This is a genomic window from bacterium SCSIO 12696 (genome assembly GCA_024397955.1).
In the GTDB taxonomy this organism is placed as follows: Bacteria; Pseudomonadota; Gammaproteobacteria; order Pseudomonadales; family Porticoccaceae; genus SCSIO-12696.
In genome coordinates, this window is the sequence record CP073744.1 from 2,070,184 (window position 1) to 2,084,967 (window position 14,784).

Genomic DNA, 14,784 nt, shown 5'->3' on the forward strand with positions numbered 1-14,784 from the left:
CAGTTTTCATAAAGAAGGGCATCATGAAATTTACCGTATCCCGCGAAACATTTCTGAAACCGTTACAGTTGGTGTTGGGTGTGGTGGAGCGTCGTCAGACCCTACCAATTCTCTCCAATGTCCTGATGGTTTTGGACGATAAAAAACTCTCTCTGACAGGCACCGATCTTGAAGTAGAAATTGTCGGTCATATTGAATTGGAGCAGAGTGCCGAAGGCGGTGAAATTACGGTGCCAGCTCGTAAGCTGATGGATATTGTTCGTTCTCTTCCCGAGGGGGCGGAAATTAAATTGTCGGAAAAAGATGGCCGTGCGATTCTGCAAAGTGGCCGCAGCCGCTTTACCCTTTCCACGTTACCGCCCAGCGATTTCCCCAGTGTCGATGAGGGACAGGGTCGTCTTGAACTGAACGTGTCGCAAACCGAACTGAAGTACTTAATTGACAGTACTGCGTTTGCCATGGCCCAGCAGGATGTTCGCTACTACCTCAATGGTATGTTGTGGGAAGCGGATGGAAAAACCCTGCGCGCAGTTGCCACAGACGGTCACCGCCTGGCCATGTCTACACGCCCACTGCAATCTTCCGCGGATGAAAAAATTTCTGCCATTGTGCCTCGCAAAGGCGTGATGGAGCTTTCCCGGTTGCTGGGAGAAGGTGATGATGTCAGCGTGGTCATTGGCAGCAACCATGTTCGCATCTCTGGCGATGACTTCCGCTTTACCTCAAAACTGGTGGATGGCTCTTACCCGGATTACGAACGAGTCTTACCTCGTGGCGGCACTAAAGAAGTGATTGGTGATCGCGCCGGTCTCAAGCAGGCATTTAGCCGTGCGGCAATCCTATCCAATGAAAAGTATCGCGGAGTGCGTTTGATGCTCAGCAACGATTTGCTGAAAATTGTTGCCAACAACCCAGAGCAGGAAGAGGCCGAAGAAGAGATAGCGGTTAACTACGAAGGAGATGAGTTGGAGATTGGTTTCAACGTCAGTTACCTTCTCGACGTACTCAACGTACTGCCCGGCAACAACACCCGCTTTACCCTGTCTGACTCGAACAGTTCGGCGTTGGTGAATGATCCGGAAAATGAAGACAGTGTTTACGTTGTTATGCCCATGAGATTGTAAGTTTGATTCGTCATTGCGAGCGCAGCGAAGCAATCTTCCAACGTAACGACAAACTCTAAACATCGTATGTATATCAAAAAGCTGGATGTGCACCGGTTGCGAAACCTGGAGCAGATCCAGCTTTCTTTTTGTCCGTCTGCCAACCTTATCTACGGTGTAAACGGCAGTGGAAAAACCTCTCTGTTAGAAGCACTGTATTTGTTGGGCCGCGGCCGCTCATTTCGCAGTCGCAATATCCGCACAGTTATTCAACACGACACCAGTGATTGCGTTGTGTTTGCTCAGCTGTTTGATCCGCAGTCGGAGCGAGCAATTCCTATCGGTGTTCAGCGTACACGAAAAGGTGAGTTCCACTTTAAGGTGAATGGAGAATCTGTACCTACCGCTGCGGGTTTGGTGGAAGAACTGCCCATACAACTGCTCAATAGCCAGAGCTTTGATCTGTTGGAAGGCGGTCCATTACAGCGCCGTCAGTTTTTGGATTGGGGTGTGTTCCACGTGGAACATGATTACCCAGGCCTTTGGAAAGCCCTTCAACGTTGCCTCAAGCACCGCAATTCATTGCTTCGGCATGATAGAATGGGCGGTCGTCAAGAAGATAGAGCACTGCTCGAAGAGCTGGCTGTTTGGGATGCTGAATTTTCCCGACTGAGTGAACAGGTAGACGGGAATCGCCAAGCCTATTTGAGTCAGTTCAAGCCGGTTTTCCAAGATATTCTGCAACGCCTTACCAACGTTGCGGACATCGATTTTGCCTATCAACCTGGGTGGGATCACGGGCGTCCGCTGCTGGACGTGCTGGCAAGCAGTAGAGAGCGGGACCTGAAAAACAGGACAACTCATTATGGCCCTCATAGAGCGGATGTACGCCTTAAAGTATCGGGCTGTCCAGCAGGAGATGTGCTATCACGGGGGCAAATAAAAACCGTGGTTTGTGCATTGCGTATCGCGCAAGGGTACCTCTATCACCAGATAACTGATAAACAATGTGTTTATCTTCTGGATGATTTGCCCGCTGAGTTGGACAGCGAACACCGCAAGCGAGTAGGGCAATTACTGAATGAATTAGGCGCGCAGGTATTTATTACCGGCGTTTTTAAAGAAGATTTGCAGGCCGCATGGCCGCAGGATGGGGAATTTGCCATGTTCCACGTGGAACATGGGGTGGTTTCACCGCAATAAAAGCCCTGGAATCAACGATTGGAAGGTAGCAGCAAGCAATGAGCGAAGAACAGGATTACGGCTCCGATAGCATTAAAGTACTAAAAGGCCTTGATGCCGTGCGCAAGCGCCCGGGCATGTATATCGGCGATACCGATGATGGCACAGGCCTTCACCACATGGTGTTTGAGATTGTTGATAACTCCATCGACGAGGCTTTAGCGGGCCATTGCAGTGAAATTCGCGTCACCATCCACCCGGATGAATCGGTCTCTGTGTCCGATAATGGCCGGGGTATTCCCACCGATGTGCACGAAGAGGGTGTATCTGCGGCGGAAGTCATCATGACCGTGCTTCACGCTGGCGGTAAATTTGATGACAATAGCTACAAGGTATCCGGTGGTTTGCATGGCGTGGGTGTATCGGTTGTTAACGCCCTCTCCAAAAAGCTGCGCCTGACCATTCGCCGCAATGGCCAGGTACACGAACAAATCTATCGCCACGGTGTTCCCGATGAACCACTGAAAGTCATTGGTGAGACCAGCGAATCCGGCACTGAAGTACAGTTTTGGGCATCAGAAGATACCTTCAGCAACATTAACTTCCACTACGATATTCTGGCCAAGCGCCTGCGGGAGCTGTCGTTTCTGAACTCTGGGGTACGTATCGTCCTCGCGGATGAGCGCAGTGGTAAAGAAGAAGTGTATGAATACGAAGGTGGTTTGAGTGCCTTTGTTGAGTATCTCAACAAGAATAAAAACCCGGTAAACCAAGTATTCCACTTCACCAGTCAGCGCGAAGAAGACGGCATTGGCGTGGAGGTTTCCCTGCAGTGGAATGACGGCTTCCAGGAAAATGTGTACTGCTACACCAACAACATCCCCCAGCGAGACGGTGGTACCCACATGGCGGGCTTCCGCGCCGCTTTGACCCGTGGGTTGAATAACTACATCGAAAAAGAGGGCTTGGGTGCCAAAAGTAAGGTCTCCACCACCGGCGATGACGCTCGTGAAGGCCTGACAGCGATTATTTCCGTAAAAGTGCCGGACCCCAAATTCAGCTCTCAAACCAAAGATAAACTGGTGAGTTCAGAGGTTAAATCCGCCGTAGAGCAGGAGATGGGCGAAAAATTTGCCGATTACCTGCTGGAAAACCCTCAGGAAGCCAAGCTGGTGGTTACCAAAATGATTGAAGCTGCGCGCGCTCGTGATGCTGCTCGCAAGGCACGTGAGATGACCCGTCGCAAAGGTGCACTGGATATCGCGGGCCTGCCAGGCAAGCTGGCAGACTGTCAGGAAAAAGATCCGGCACTTTCTGAAATCTACCTGGTGGAGGGTGATTCTGCCGGTGGCTCTGCTAAACAGGGCCGCGACCGTCGCACCCAGGCGATTCTGCCCCTCAAGGGTAAAATCCTCAATGTGGAAAAAGCCCGTTTCGACAAGATGCTGTCCAGCGCAGAAGTGGGTACGCTGATTACCGCTCTGGGCTGTGGTATCGGCGCCCAGGAGTTTGACCCGGACAAAATTCGCTATCACAACATTGTGATTATGACCGACGCCGATGTGGATGGCTCACACATCCGTACCTTGTTACTGACCTTCTTCTTCCGCCAGATGCGTGAGTTGATTGAGCGCGGTTACGTATACATCGCCCAGCCGCCACTGTACAAAATCAGTAAAGGCAAGCAGGAGCAGTACCTCAAAGACGAAGCCGCCCTGGAAGCCTTTTTAACCAATTCTGCTATGGAAGGCTCCAGCTTACACGTTAATCCGGAAGCGCCCGGTATAGCTGGCACGGCACTGGAGACCATGGTGTCCCACTACCGCAAAGTGAACGGCATTATCGAGCGCATGTCGCGGGTGTACCCGGAAGAAGTGCTGCAAGAAATGGTCTACCTGCCAGCGGTTTCAGAGGATATGCTGAAAGATAACGACGCAATGACAGCTTGGTGCCAGAGCTTGTCTGAGGCCGTAGCGGCTGAAAACAGTGCTGGAAGTCATCGTTATAATATAACAGTAGCTAACGACAGCGAGCGCGGTTTGTTCCTGCCGCAGATCGAAATCATTGCCCATGGGGTCCCTCATCAGTACCGCATCAGTCAGGACTTTATTGCCAGTGGTGAATACGCCGCCATTGTTGAACTGGGCAAAGAGTTGCAAGGGCTGTTGGAGGACGGGGCCTTTATCAAGCGTGGTGAGCGCACACAGGCGGTTACCAGCTTTGCTGAGGCATTGGCCTGGTTAATGAAAGAATCCAGCCGTGGCTACAACATCCAGCGCTACAAAGGCCTCGGTGAGATGAACCCCGACCAACTGTGGGAGACCACCATGGACAAGGAAAACCGTCGCCTGCTGCAAGTGTCCATTGAAGACGCCATTGCCGCTGACCAGATGTTTACCTGCCTGATGGGCGATCATGTAGAACCGCGTCGGGAGTTTATTGAAACCAATGCCTTGGCTGTGACTAATCTGGATGTGTAAGTGAGTACTTACTTTGATTGGGTGCCTTGCTATATAAGTGACTAAGCTTATACACCACGGACAATGCCACTGCGGGGCTGTTGCCTTTGAGCTAAGCGACAGCCCCGAAAAACTGGTGGACTGCAATTGCTCCATCTGCCGCCGTATAGGCGCTCTTTGGGGGCACTTGCCCGTTGGGCATGTTCGGATATCTGCGCCTGATAATGGCACCATCCGTTATGTGCAAGGTGATCAAACTCTGGCTATCCATAGCTGCAAAACTTGTGGTTGCACTACTCACTGGGAAAATTTACAGCCTGGTGGAGAACATATGGCGGTTAACTTCCGCATGTGTCATGCCAAGGTGATTGCCCAGTTTAAAATTAGACAATTTGATGGAGCGGATACTTGGGCATTCTTGGATTAACCGCTTTACCCCAAATACCTCTCTTCATCAAAACTCCTCACCCAGTGTGGGCAATACACCGTTACCCCCGAAATAATCATCCCGTTAATAAAGCCCTCTGGAAAAGTGATTAACAACATCCAGGGTAAGTAGGTATCGGCGATTTTTACCAGCGCAGGTTCATTGGAGACCACCATTAATCCATACACCAAAAGCGTGGTTATTAACCGTGCCGCAATGGCGCCAGCAAAGCCGACGCCGAGCATATAAGCAAACAAGTTTTTTTGTGGCAACCGGCTAACGATCTTCAGGCAGGCGCCGCTGGCCAGTATCGGCGGCAGCAGACCCAGGGAGAAATTAACGGCGTAGGTAGACCAACCGATAGCTGGCTCGATTAAGGTGTACAACACCAAAGCCAGGGCACTAATGATCAGTGCCGGACTAACCCCCACCAACATCACTACAGCGGTAACGGCAAACAAGTGAATGCCGAAGTCGTAATCCTGCAGGCGAGCAGCCAATTTCCATATCAACACCAATGCAATCACAGAGCCCAGTACCAGATGCTGGCGAAGTGGCACTGCCAACACCTTCCGTAACGGGAACTGCCAAATAGCCAGGCCGCCGCAGAGTACCAATAGTGGCCAACAGAGCCAGTGCCAAAACCAGGGGAGAATGTCGGTATAAAACGTCACGATATCGGCTTTGTAGAGCGAGTGACGCTATTGTAATGGCGTTTACTTAAGCGTTGGTGATAAATCGAGATTCGCGCTCTTAAACCGCTTTTTAGAGAGAAGTGTAGACTCAGAGCAAGCCTTCCCTGGCTTGTAAAACGTATTAATCAGTCCCTGCTATGACGACTTGAAACGATACTCAGGCTTGCAGTGGCTCCAGCGCAGATCTGCACCACTGAACCGAAAAAAGCTCGCACCCCACGGGATTCCCGTGAGGTACGAACAGGGGACAAACTTGTCACAGGCTTACTCTTCCAGCTTGGCGACCTGTTTTTTGTCGTCAGTGCTATGCAAGTCACTGGGTTTGGTGGCGATGGCGACAGAGTTACCTTGGTCGTCTTTTACCAACGTTCCCTCAGAGGCGCCTCGAGCGTAGAAGCCCAACCGTTGTGCGGTTCTCAGTGGCAGGGTTTTATCGCCAGGGTTATATACCTTCAGTTGCCCGGTGTGGTCTGCCAGGTAAAATGGCAGGTTCAATTGCTCAGACACATTTCGGTCGGAGGGTGAGAAATAACGGTTGTAATGGCTAACCCGGCCGTGTGTTTGCCACAAGGCAACGGCGTTGCCAAAGGACTCATCGGGCAACAGCGTGGTAATTTCGTCGTGGCCACGAGCACCGACAGTGTAGGTGTAGTAAAACAGGCCATCCTTTTCCAAGATGGTACCCATGTACTCTTTATCTTTGCGAATGGAGTTTGGGTTAAAGCGGTTGGCGGCAGCGGTAACTGCGGCCACCTCGGTAGCGTAAGGTTGAGTAACCATACGAGTTTCATCTGCGAAGCTGCTGCTGGCAAATGCAAACAGTGCAATGGTCAATGCGAATAAGCCGGTGGTTTTTGCTGGGGTGCGTTTCAGAGTAGTCATGGTCAGTTTCCTCCTGGTATCGTCTCTCTGTGGCTATATAGACGCAGCGAAAAACAGTTTCGGATGCGGAAAATTAAAATTTTTTTAAAACCGCTTTAAAAATTTTCTATTCAGGTGGAATCCGCGGTCTAACTTACTGATATCCATCCATTTCCTTTGTTTGTTAAGAAACGTAAAAACAAAATGGCGCAACTCTACAGCATTGGCTATGCCACCAAGCCACTGGATACATTTTTGGAACAACTGGCGGCGAACCGTATCGCCGCTGTTGCCGATGTGCGCTCTGTGCCTTACAGCAAGCGCTTTTATGACTATCACCGGGAAGCCCTGCAAGCCACTTTGCGAGCTCGAGGTATTTACTACATCTATATGGGGGAGGAGTTGGGCCCACGCTCCAAAGATGACAACCACTACGATAACTGCGGTCAGGTGCAATTTGATCGCCTGATGACATCGGCGCTTTTTCAAAAAGGCATTGAGCGTTTACAAAATGGGTTGAGCAAGGGCTTGAACATTGCCCTGTTGTGCGCAGAAAAGGATCCAGCGGAGTGTCATCGCAGCTTGTTAGTGGGCTACTATTTAAAAAGTCGGTTGGCGCTTGAGGTCACACATATCGGTCACCACGGAGAGCTTGAAAGCCAGGCTGCCATGGAAGATCGTCTGGCAGAGCTACACGGTGTCAAAGGGGATTTGTTCTTGTCAACGGAGCAGCAGCTGCACTCTGCCTGGAAACAACAGTGTCAGCGGATGGCGTATACGAGGCCTGCTACTGATGAGTAAATTTACCACTATTGCCAGGTTTGATTTTCCCTTTCAAGCGCAAATTGCAAAGTCTTCTCTTGAGTCAGCAGGTATTGAGGCATTTGTTTTAGATGAGCACACAATTAATATGAACTGGTTGTACTCTAATGCCATGGGCGGTGTTCGTTTACAGGTTTTTACTTGCCAAGCAGAAGAGGCTAAAGCATTACTCAGTGAAGACTACTCCGAAAAAATACCAGAGGATAAAAAAGAAGCCTGCCCTGAGTGTAAAGAAAACCAGTGGGAAATTTTTACTCAAGGAAAAAAGCCCGCATTTATTGTATTTTTACTCTTGGGGTTTCCTCTTTTCTTTTATAAAAAAACACTCCGCTGTTCGTCTTGTGGCTATATAAAGAAAAGCCAATCATAAAATAAACGATGAATAGAAAAACTCTGGTTATCCAATCCCATCGTTCTCCACTGCCTTATTCCTGGCTGAATGTTTGCTTGGAATCGGTAAAAAATTGGTCTGAAAAAAATCACTACGATTACATTTTTTTAGGCGATGAATTTTTTAAATTAATGACTACGGAGTTGTTGGAAAAAACAAACCGTCAAAAAGTGATTGCGACCGACTTGGCGCGCTTAAAATGGATGCAGAAGTTTTTAGCAGAGGGTTATGAGTCGGTTGTTTGGTGTGATGCGGATTTTTTGGTTTTCTGCCCAGATCAATTTATTTTACCTGGCACAGAAAATCTACCGGAAGGCTATGCGTTAGGTAGGGAAGTGTGGGTGCAAAAAAATCAGCAGCAAACGGGAAAATTAAAAGCGTACAAAAAAGTACACAACGCATTTTTGTTGTTTCGCCAGGGCAACCATTTTCTCGACTTTTATTGCGCCCATGCAGAGCGCCTATTGCAAAACACAACGGGCCCAATGCCCCCGCAGTTTATCGGCCCCAAATTACTGACGGCGTTGCACAACACCATCCAGTGTCCGGTGGTTGAGTTCGCTGGCATGCTTAGCCCAGTTGTTATTCAGGCGATTAACCAGGGCGGTGGTCCGGCTGTCGATGCAATGACAGCGCGTTCCTCATCCCCACTGTATGGCGCCAATCTTTGTACCTCTATGGCGGAGCGGGGTGAACTGAATAATAACGATATGGAGCAAGCGATAGGCCGCTTACTTGACAACGGCATACCTGGGTTCAAGTAACCGCGTTTAAAAATTAACCGCCCAGTTTGTGCTTGCGGTACAAGCCACGGAATTGGTGATAGGTGAGCCCCAGACTTTTTGCGGCTTTGCCCTGATGGAAATGGTTAGTCTCCAGGGCTTTCTGCATTAACTGCGACTCGAATTGCCGAGTGGCCTCGGTAAAGTTGGGCAGCTCGCTATTACCGGCAATGGTTTGATCCAGCTCAGTAGCAAGGCCTGTGGTATCCGTGTCAGCGGCAAATGGATCGATCACTACCCGGTCAATGGCGTCTTCGGGGTTGCCCCAGCGGTACACCGAACGTTCGACCACGTTTTTTAGCTCGCGAACATTGCCGGGCCAGGAATAATCGCGCAGCTGGCGCATGGCTGAGGGCGAAAAACCGGGAAAGAAATCCCAGCCCAACTCATGGCCCATGCGCACCGCAAAATGCTCGCACAGTGGTTGTATATCCCCTTGCCGTCGGCGCAGTGGTGGCAGATGCACCACATCGAAAGCGAGCCTGTCCAGAAGGTCGTGGCGAAATTGGTGGTTATCTGCCATGGCTTTAAGGTCGGCATTGGTAGCAGCGACAATGCGTACATCCACGCTAATGGCTTCCTGGCCACCAAGGCGCTCAAATTCACCGTATTCAATAATGCGCAGCACTTTTTCTTGAACTCGGTTGGGCATCGTGCCCAGCTCATCCAGGAACAATGTGCCACCATCGGCTCGCTCAAAATGGCCTCGGTGCAAGCGGGTGGCCCCGGTAAAGGCGCCGGGTTCATAGCCAAATAACTCAGATTCCAGCAGCCCGTCGGTGTAGGCGGCGCAATTGATTTTGATAAACGGCTGATCCCAGCGCGGCGACAGGTAATGCAGCCGCTCTGCCACCAGCTCCTTGCCGGTACCCCGTTCCCCCAAAACCAGTGCGGCCCGGTTGATTGGGGCCAGTTGGGATACCTGGTCCAACGCCTCTACCCAGGCGGGAGACTCACCAATAATACGTTGTTCACTCATAATTAGTTAAATTTACCAAATAATAAGCGGCTTAAATAGCTAAATATAAGTTTTAAAGGCCACATTAGATTTGCTCTAAAACATAAAATTCAATAAAAACAAATGCTTATGTTTTTGGCACGGTAGTTGTAATGCAATAGGCAACACATTCAATATGCATCAACAGGAGAGCAACACATGGGCATCTTTTCTCGAATGGCCGACATCATTAATTCCAACCTCAATGCCATGTTGGACAAGGCCGAAGACCCTCGCAAAATGATCCGCTTGATTATCCAGGAGATGGAAGAAACCCTGGTGGAAGTGCGCAGTTCATCGGCACGGGTTATTGCCGATCGCAAAACCGTCCAGCGTCGCCTGGATCGAGTGCGCTCCGAGGTGGACGAATGGGAAAGCAAAGCCCGTTTGGCAATCAGTAAAGGTCGCGAAGATTTGGCTCGCGCTGCACTGGCTGAGAAGCAAGCAATGTCTGAGGAGTGTGTTGCCATTGAAGAAGAGCTGATCGCCCTTGACGAACAAATGGAACACCTGAATGACGAAGTGGCTCAGCTGCAGCAAAAGCTCAACGACGCTCGCGCCAAGGAAAAGGCCCTGCTGCTGCGCAACAAAACCGTCAATGACCGCATGCGGGTTAAACGTCAGGTGCACCGCGAAGCACTGGACGAAGCCTTTAACCGCTTCGAGCACTTTGAGCGCAGAATGGATCAACTGGAAGGCCAGGTAGAAGCCATGGACCTGGGTAAAGAGCCCAAACCAGACCTGGCTACGGAAATCGACAACCTGCAGCAGGACGAAAAAGTCAACGAAGAGCTGGAGCGCATCAAGGCAGAGATGTCCGGCAATACCGAAGGTGAAGGCAAGCAGCACTAATCCCCCCGGTGGTAAACTTTGGATCTATTCCTTTTTTAGTACCAGGGCCGGAGCTCATTCACTATGCAATCATCACATTTATTTGTACTGGCGCTCGTTTTTATGGTCGTGGTGGTACCGATGCTGATTTCCAGCAGAAACCGCCACACCAAGTCCATGGAACGCACCGCGGGGTCGCCCTTGGATCAGCAAGATCGCGAAGTGGTGGAAGAAATGTTGGAAACCATCGACACCTTGGCTGACCGCATCGAAGTGTTGGAATCCATACTGGACGATACCCACCCGAATTGGCGCAAGGTTAAAAAGCGCAGCGCTGGGGAATAACGGAGAACACATACTATGTCACAGCATCACAATGACTGGCAGAAAACCAAACGTAAATTTAATAACTCCCGTGAGTCGGGCTGGAACCGCGATCTGTATCGCAACAAAAAAGAGGGTGTTATTGCCGGTGTTTGCGCGGGCCTTGCCGACTACTTCGGTTGCGCCACCTGGATTATGCGCCTGGGTTTTGTTCTGGGCTTCTTTATGCTCTCGGGCACGGCAATAATCATTTACCTAATTGCCTGGCTGGTGGTGGGCAAGCGCCCAAAGGAAGCCTATGAAAACGCGGCTTCAGGCACGCAAAAAAAGGCGACCGAAGCCCCCAAAACTCGCGAATACAAAGTGTCATCTATTCGCTTGCGCCGGGCACAGGAACGCTTGAAACGCGCCGTTAGCCGAGTAGAAGGAATGGAAGCTTATGTGACGTCCCGACAGTTCGAACTCAATCGCGAGTTCGCCAAAATGGATTCTTGATGGATACCCAAGGGGGAGGGGAACAATGAACAAACTAACTACTGCACTGCTATCCACGCTACTACTACTGCTGCTGCCTGTGCTCAGTACCGCTGCGGATCGGGAAGTGAAAAAAGCATTCACAGTGAATCCCGGTGAACAACTGGTGGTGGATTCTGAAAGGGGTGCCATCAACGTGGAATCTCACTCAAAAGACACCGTAATAATACGAGTGGAGATCGAAGGTCTGGATGATGACGAATTCCAGGTATCCATGGACTACCGCAACGGTGTTGTGGAGGTTGTTGGAGAAATGGAAAAGAAACTGCTCAATTGGAGCTGGGGCAACCGTCGAGTACGCTACCACCTGGTGGTACCCGAGCAATTTGATGTCGACTTAAAAACCCGCGGCGGCGCCATTGATGTTCGCGACCTCGAAGGCGATATAGAGGCGAAAACCGCCGGTGGCAGCCTCGGCTTTGATGGCATTACTGGCAACATCAACGGCAAAACCTCTGGGGGCAGTATTCAGATTGCGGATGTCTCCGGTGATGTCACAGTGAAAACCTCCGGTGGTGCCATCAGTGCCAAGAGGATTGAGGGTGATCTGGAGGCGCGTACCGCCGGTGGCAGTATTCAACTGGCAGGCATAAGCGGCTTTGCGGAAGTGGCCACTTCTGGTGGCGGCATCAACGCAACCGGTGTGCATGCTGGCTTGAACGCAAAAACCGCTGGCGGCAGTATCAAGGCGGTATTTAATCATCAGCCCAGTGCCGACTCTCGCCTGGCCACCAGCGCTGGGAGTGTCACTGCATTGATCGCATCGGGAGTTGCACTGGATATAGACGCCAAGGGCTCGCGGGTTCGTTCAGAGCTGTCACTGGAAAACACCACCAGCAACCGCAAAAAATCCCTTAGCGGTACTCTTAATGGCGGTGGCCCACAGTTGAAAATACGCACCAGTGCCGGGAATGTGCGAATTCTGAAATCAACGGCACAGCGGCAGGCGATTAAAAGTCACTCGCCCCGCCGGTTTTCAGGCATTGCCCTTTAAACAACCACCAGCGCGACGCCCGGCAATCCCAGCAACAACCCAAACCATTGAACCGGCCGCAACCGCTCCCCCTTGATGGCGGCAATCACCGCCGCCATCAGCGCACAAGTCACCAACAAGGTTTGGGCAACACCGGCTGGTAGCTCTTTAATGGCCAGCTGCAGCCCCCACAGAGCCACGAAAGTACCCAGCACAATCGCCCAGAACAGCAACCAGTATTGGCGGTTGCTGGGGCGACTTTTGGGCACAAGGCTCACCCGGTTCACCGCCATCAACAACAGCACAATGGCCAGGCCACCGAGCAGCCGCCAAAAGGCGCTGGCTTCGGCACTGATGTCCTCGGTGGTAAAAACGGCCCTGGAGATAATAACGCCGATGGCCTGACACAATGCCGACAGGGTAGCCCAGCCAATGCCGACCCGGTTAAGCACATTGCCGCTATTGGTTGCGCGCAGGCCCACCACCATATCCACAGCGGCAACTACCACGACCATGCCAATGATCTGGCGAACACTCAGCTGTTCGTTGAGGAAAAACCAGGCGGCGATAACCACAAAAGCAGGGGCAAAGGTCTCTGCAATCATCAAGCTGCGAGACTCCCCCATCTGCATCAGGGCGCGGAACAGCGCGGTATCCCCAAGGCCGATGCCAATCGCCCCGCTGAGTATCAGCCAAACAATGGCCTCACCGAAGTTATTGCCAAAGCCGCTACCAAACACAAGGATCCAAACAGCGAACATCACGCTGGCAACACCGCTCTTGATGCAAGTGAGCACCAGGGGTGGCCACAGGCTGCCCATGGCTCGATATATGCGGGTGGCGATGGCCCAGCCCAGTGCGGCAATCAGTGCGGCAAAAACGCCCATAGGGTATCTATCTGATGCTAAAGGAGCGCCAGTTTAGGGGGGTATGGGGCAAATAGAAAGCGGCTAGCAGCGCGGAATCCGGTGTAAACCAAAATCCGGTAAAACCGCGTTGCCAAGTAACGCTTAAAATTGAAGGTTTGTAAGTGCTTACTACGGAGCGTCGTGCCAGTACTCGTGATCACAGTCTCGTCGGCCTGGGCCAATACGGCGATCCGGTTTGCCGGGCTCGAAGCGAATATCCTGGCGCCGATCGGCCAGGGTGCGGCGTTTTATCTGGCGGCGCTCAGGGCCAGTATAGGGGGTGTTGGAAAGCATGGCTCGGGTCCCTTATGAATATGCTTACACCGTTAAATGTAGCAATAAAAGGCCGTGTTGAGCCACAACAATCTGTGGGAATCTAAGCTACAGGATTTCCAGTTTTACCTGATAATCACGCATGTCGAAATCCTCTTTGCGGCGGCCGGCGTTGGTGCGCCGATCGGCCTCAAAGCGAATGTCCTTGCGCCGGTCACGCTGGGTACGGCGCGGCCCCCGGCGGCGGTCAGCCCCGAAAAATAGTTTTCCGTCTTTGGTTCTGCGGCAATTGTGCGCATACACCTGACCGGTGGTGTCTTCTTCAACCAGTTTCATACGTATCAGTAGGTAATTAATGCTTTGGCGTGAACAATCGACGCCAAAGCTCAGAGGTTGGCGATAGCTTTATCGCCAGTAAGAATTATAAAAGTGTGAACTGGTTAATACTTTAGTTGTGAGACAGCTGGTACTTATGGGCGATCAATCACGGCTTGTTGCCGTTCAATCCAATTTTCCACCCGTTCGGTGAGCTCTTTGCTGGTTAGCCCTTCGGTGGTGATGGGTTCGCCAATCACCACTTTAATGGTGCCGGGGAATTTGAGAAAACGGCGGCCAGGCCAACACAGGCCCGCATTATGGGCCAAGGGCAGTACCGGAACACCGGCCTCAATGGCCAGTGCGGCGCCGCTGCGGGCGTATTTGCCTTTCTCACCGGGGTCGACTCGGGTGCCCTCTGGGTAAATGACCACATTGTTGCCCTCCGCCAGGCGCTCCTTGCCCTGCGCCATAATCTGTTTCATGGCGGCGCGGGGGTTGTCCCGATCAATGCCAATAGGGTGCAACTTGTTGAGCCCCCAGCCGAACACGGGTATCGACAGCAGTTCTTTCTTGAGAATGGTGCTCACCGGCCGGAACAGCCGCTGCATATGGTAGGTTTCCCACGTAGACTGGTGCTTTGCCAGCACTACCATGGGGCCTTCGGGGATATTCTCTTTGCCCGTGGTTTCGATTTTTACCCCACAGCACACCCGCAGCCAAAAGTTGGTGCATGTGGTGCCCAGCGACACAATGTCGTGACGGGTTTTGTAGGGCACCAGCAGGCCGATGGTAAAACCACAGCTGGAGAAAAACGTCATACAAGGCACGTAAGTGATGTAAAACAGTGCGGAACGTATGCCGTAAAATGCTTTTTTCACTGGGCTCATAGTTTATGGCTCATTTT

Annotated in this window: 17 protein-coding genes; 10 read left to right on the forward strand and 7 right to left on the reverse strand. The window is 51.5% G+C overall.

The genetic code is table 11. The features are described 5' to 3' along the window. Positions 1 to 23: 23 nt before the first annotated feature. From dnaN to gyrB, 3 genes are all read left to right on the forward strand, one after another. A complete protein-coding gene (dnaN, locus tag KFE80_09540) occupies positions 24 to 1,124 on the forward strand; it encodes a DNA polymerase III subunit beta (GenBank protein UTW44635.1) in 1,101 nt (366 codons plus the stop codon). 66 nt (positions 1,125 to 1,190) lie between these two features. Continuing rightward, a complete protein-coding gene (gene recF / locus KFE80_09545) occupies positions 1,191 to 2,306 on the forward strand; it encodes a DNA replication/repair protein RecF (protein ID UTW44636.1) in 1,116 nt (371 codons plus the stop codon). Between the two features lie 38 nt (positions 2,307 to 2,344). Next, positions 2,345 to 4,765, forward strand: coding sequence for a DNA topoisomerase (ATP-hydrolyzing) subunit B (gene gyrB, locus KFE80_09550; GenBank protein UTW44637.1), 2,421 nt, complete (start codon positions 2,345 to 2,347; stop codon positions 4,763 to 4,765). A gap of 411 nt (positions 4,766 to 5,176) precedes the next feature. On the opposite strand, the gene KFE80_09555 is transcribed toward gyrB, so the two are convergent. Then, entirely contained in the window at positions 5,177 to 5,845 is a 669-nt protein-coding gene (locus tag KFE80_09555) for an energy-coupling factor ABC transporter permease (protein UTW44638.1), read from the reverse strand. A gap of 285 nt (positions 5,846 to 6,130) precedes the next feature. Beyond that, entirely contained in the window at positions 6,131 to 6,748 is a 618-nt protein-coding gene (locus KFE80_09560; protein ID UTW44639.1) for a DUF4329 domain-containing protein, read from the reverse strand. Positions 6,749 to 6,931: 183 nt separating this feature from the next. Here KFE80_09560 and KFE80_09565 point away from each other — a divergent pair, with 183 nt between their 5' ends. The 3 genes from KFE80_09565 (at position 6,932) to KFE80_09575 (ending at position 8,704) form a co-directional block, all read left to right on the forward strand. Continuing rightward, a complete protein-coding gene (locus KFE80_09565; protein ID UTW44640.1) occupies positions 6,932 to 7,528 on the forward strand; it encodes a DUF488 domain-containing protein in 597 nt (198 codons plus the stop codon). Next, a complete protein-coding gene (locus KFE80_09570; protein ID UTW44641.1) occupies positions 7,521 to 7,919 on the forward strand; it encodes a DUF2007 domain-containing protein in 399 nt (132 codons plus the stop codon). The genes KFE80_09565 and KFE80_09570 overlap by 8 nt, the downstream gene beginning before the upstream one ends. A gap of 77 nt (positions 7,920 to 7,996) precedes the next feature. Beyond that, entirely contained in the window at positions 7,997 to 8,704 is a 708-nt protein-coding gene (locus KFE80_09575; protein UTW44642.1) for a hypothetical protein, read from the forward strand. A 13-nt stretch (positions 8,705 to 8,717) separates the two neighbouring features. On the opposite strand, the gene pspF is transcribed toward KFE80_09575, so the two are convergent. After that, the gene (gene pspF, locus KFE80_09580; protein UTW44643.1) at positions 8,718 to 9,701 is read right to left on the reverse strand and encodes a phage shock protein operon transcriptional activator; all 984 of its coding nucleotides are present in this window, start codon (positions 9,699 to 9,701) and stop codon (positions 8,718 to 8,720) included. A 177-nt stretch (positions 9,702 to 9,878) separates the two neighbouring features. On the opposite strand from pspF, the gene pspA reads away from it, so the two are divergent. The 4 genes from pspA to KFE80_09600 all read left to right on the forward strand — a co-directional run bounded on the left by pspA (position 9,879) and on the right by KFE80_09600 (position 12,402). After that, complete coding sequence (pspA, locus tag KFE80_09585) at positions 9,879 to 10,571, forward strand: phage shock protein PspA (protein ID UTW44644.1); 693 nt, start codon at positions 9,879 to 9,881, stop codon at positions 10,569 to 10,571. A gap of 63 nt (positions 10,572 to 10,634) precedes the next feature. Then, positions 10,635 to 10,895 (forward strand): envelope stress response membrane protein PspB, encoded by a 261-nt coding sequence (locus tag KFE80_09590; GenBank protein UTW44645.1) that lies wholly within the window; start codon positions 10,635 to 10,637, stop codon positions 10,893 to 10,895. Between the two features lie 15 nt (positions 10,896 to 10,910). Beyond that, complete coding sequence (gene pspC, locus KFE80_09595) at positions 10,911 to 11,369, forward strand: envelope stress response membrane protein PspC (protein UTW44646.1); 459 nt, start codon at positions 10,911 to 10,913, stop codon at positions 11,367 to 11,369. A gap of 25 nt (positions 11,370 to 11,394) precedes the next feature. Continuing rightward, entirely contained in the window at positions 11,395 to 12,402 is a 1,008-nt protein-coding gene (locus KFE80_09600) for a DUF4097 family beta strand repeat protein (protein ID UTW44647.1), read from the forward strand. Here KFE80_09600 and KFE80_09605 read toward each other — a convergent pair. From KFE80_09605 to KFE80_09620, 4 genes are all read right to left on the reverse strand, one after another. Next, a complete protein-coding gene (locus KFE80_09605) occupies positions 12,399 to 13,268 on the reverse strand; it encodes a DMT family transporter (GenBank protein ID UTW44648.1) in 870 nt (289 codons plus the stop codon). The genes KFE80_09600 and KFE80_09605 overlap by 4 nt on opposite strands. 150 nt (positions 13,269 to 13,418) lie before the next feature. Next, positions 13,419 to 13,583, reverse strand: coding sequence for a hypothetical protein (locus tag KFE80_09610; protein ID UTW44649.1), 165 nt, complete (start codon positions 13,581 to 13,583; stop codon positions 13,419 to 13,421). An 87-nt stretch (positions 13,584 to 13,670) separates the two neighbouring features. Next, complete coding sequence (locus KFE80_09615; GenBank protein ID UTW44650.1) at positions 13,671 to 13,898, reverse strand: hypothetical protein; 228 nt, start codon at positions 13,896 to 13,898, stop codon at positions 13,671 to 13,673. Between the two features lie 134 nt (positions 13,899 to 14,032). Beyond that, entirely contained in the window at positions 14,033 to 14,767 is a 735-nt protein-coding gene (locus tag KFE80_09620; protein UTW44651.1) for a 1-acyl-sn-glycerol-3-phosphate acyltransferase, read from the reverse strand. Positions 14,768 to 14,784: the final 17 nt, after the last annotated feature.

Excerpts from the sequence above, each read along its gene's own strand:
- dnaN (UTW44635.1), top strand. The coding sequence starts at position 24 with ATGAAATTTACCGTATCCCGCGAAACATTTCTGAAACCGTTACAGTTG.
- recF (UTW44636.1), top strand. The coding sequence starts at position 1,191 with ATGTATATCAAAAAGCTGGATGTGCACCGGTTGCGAAACCTGGAGCAG.
- gyrB (UTW44637.1), top strand. The coding sequence starts at position 2,345 with ATGAGCGAAGAACAGGATTACGGCTCCGATAGCATTAAAGTACTAAAA.
- KFE80_09560 (UTW44639.1), bottom strand. The coding sequence starts at position 6,748 with ATGACTACTCTGAAACGCACCCCAGCAAAAACCACCGGCTTATTCGCA.
- KFE80_09565 (UTW44640.1), top strand. The coding sequence starts at position 6,932 with ATGGCGCAACTCTACAGCATTGGCTATGCCACCAAGCCACTGGATACA.
- KFE80_09570 (UTW44641.1), top strand. The coding sequence starts at position 7,521 with ATGAGTAAATTTACCACTATTGCCAGGTTTGATTTTCCCTTTCAAGCG.
- pspF (UTW44643.1), bottom strand. The coding sequence starts at position 9,701 with ATGAGTGAACAACGTATTATTGGTGAGTCTCCCGCCTGGGTAGAGGCG.
- pspA (UTW44644.1), top strand. The coding sequence starts at position 9,879 with ATGGGCATCTTTTCTCGAATGGCCGACATCATTAATTCCAACCTCAAT.
- KFE80_09590 (UTW44645.1), top strand. The coding sequence starts at position 10,635 with ATGCAATCATCACATTTATTTGTACTGGCGCTCGTTTTTATGGTCGTG.
- pspC (UTW44646.1), top strand. The coding sequence starts at position 10,911 with ATGTCACAGCATCACAATGACTGGCAGAAAACCAAACGTAAATTTAAT.
- KFE80_09600 (UTW44647.1), top strand. The coding sequence starts at position 11,395 with ATGAACAAACTAACTACTGCACTGCTATCCACGCTACTACTACTGCTG.
- KFE80_09605 (UTW44648.1), bottom strand. The coding sequence starts at position 13,268 with ATGGGCGTTTTTGCCGCACTGATTGCCGCACTGGGCTGGGCCATCGCC.
- KFE80_09610 (UTW44649.1), bottom strand. The coding sequence starts at position 13,583 with ATGCTTTCCAACACCCCCTATACTGGCCCTGAGCGCCGCCAGATAAAA.
- KFE80_09615 (UTW44650.1), bottom strand. The coding sequence starts at position 13,898 with ATGAAACTGGTTGAAGAAGACACCACCGGTCAGGTGTATGCGCACAAT.
- KFE80_09620 (UTW44651.1), bottom strand. The coding sequence starts at position 14,767 with ATGAGCCCAGTGAAAAAAGCATTTTACGGCATACGTTCCGCACTGTTT.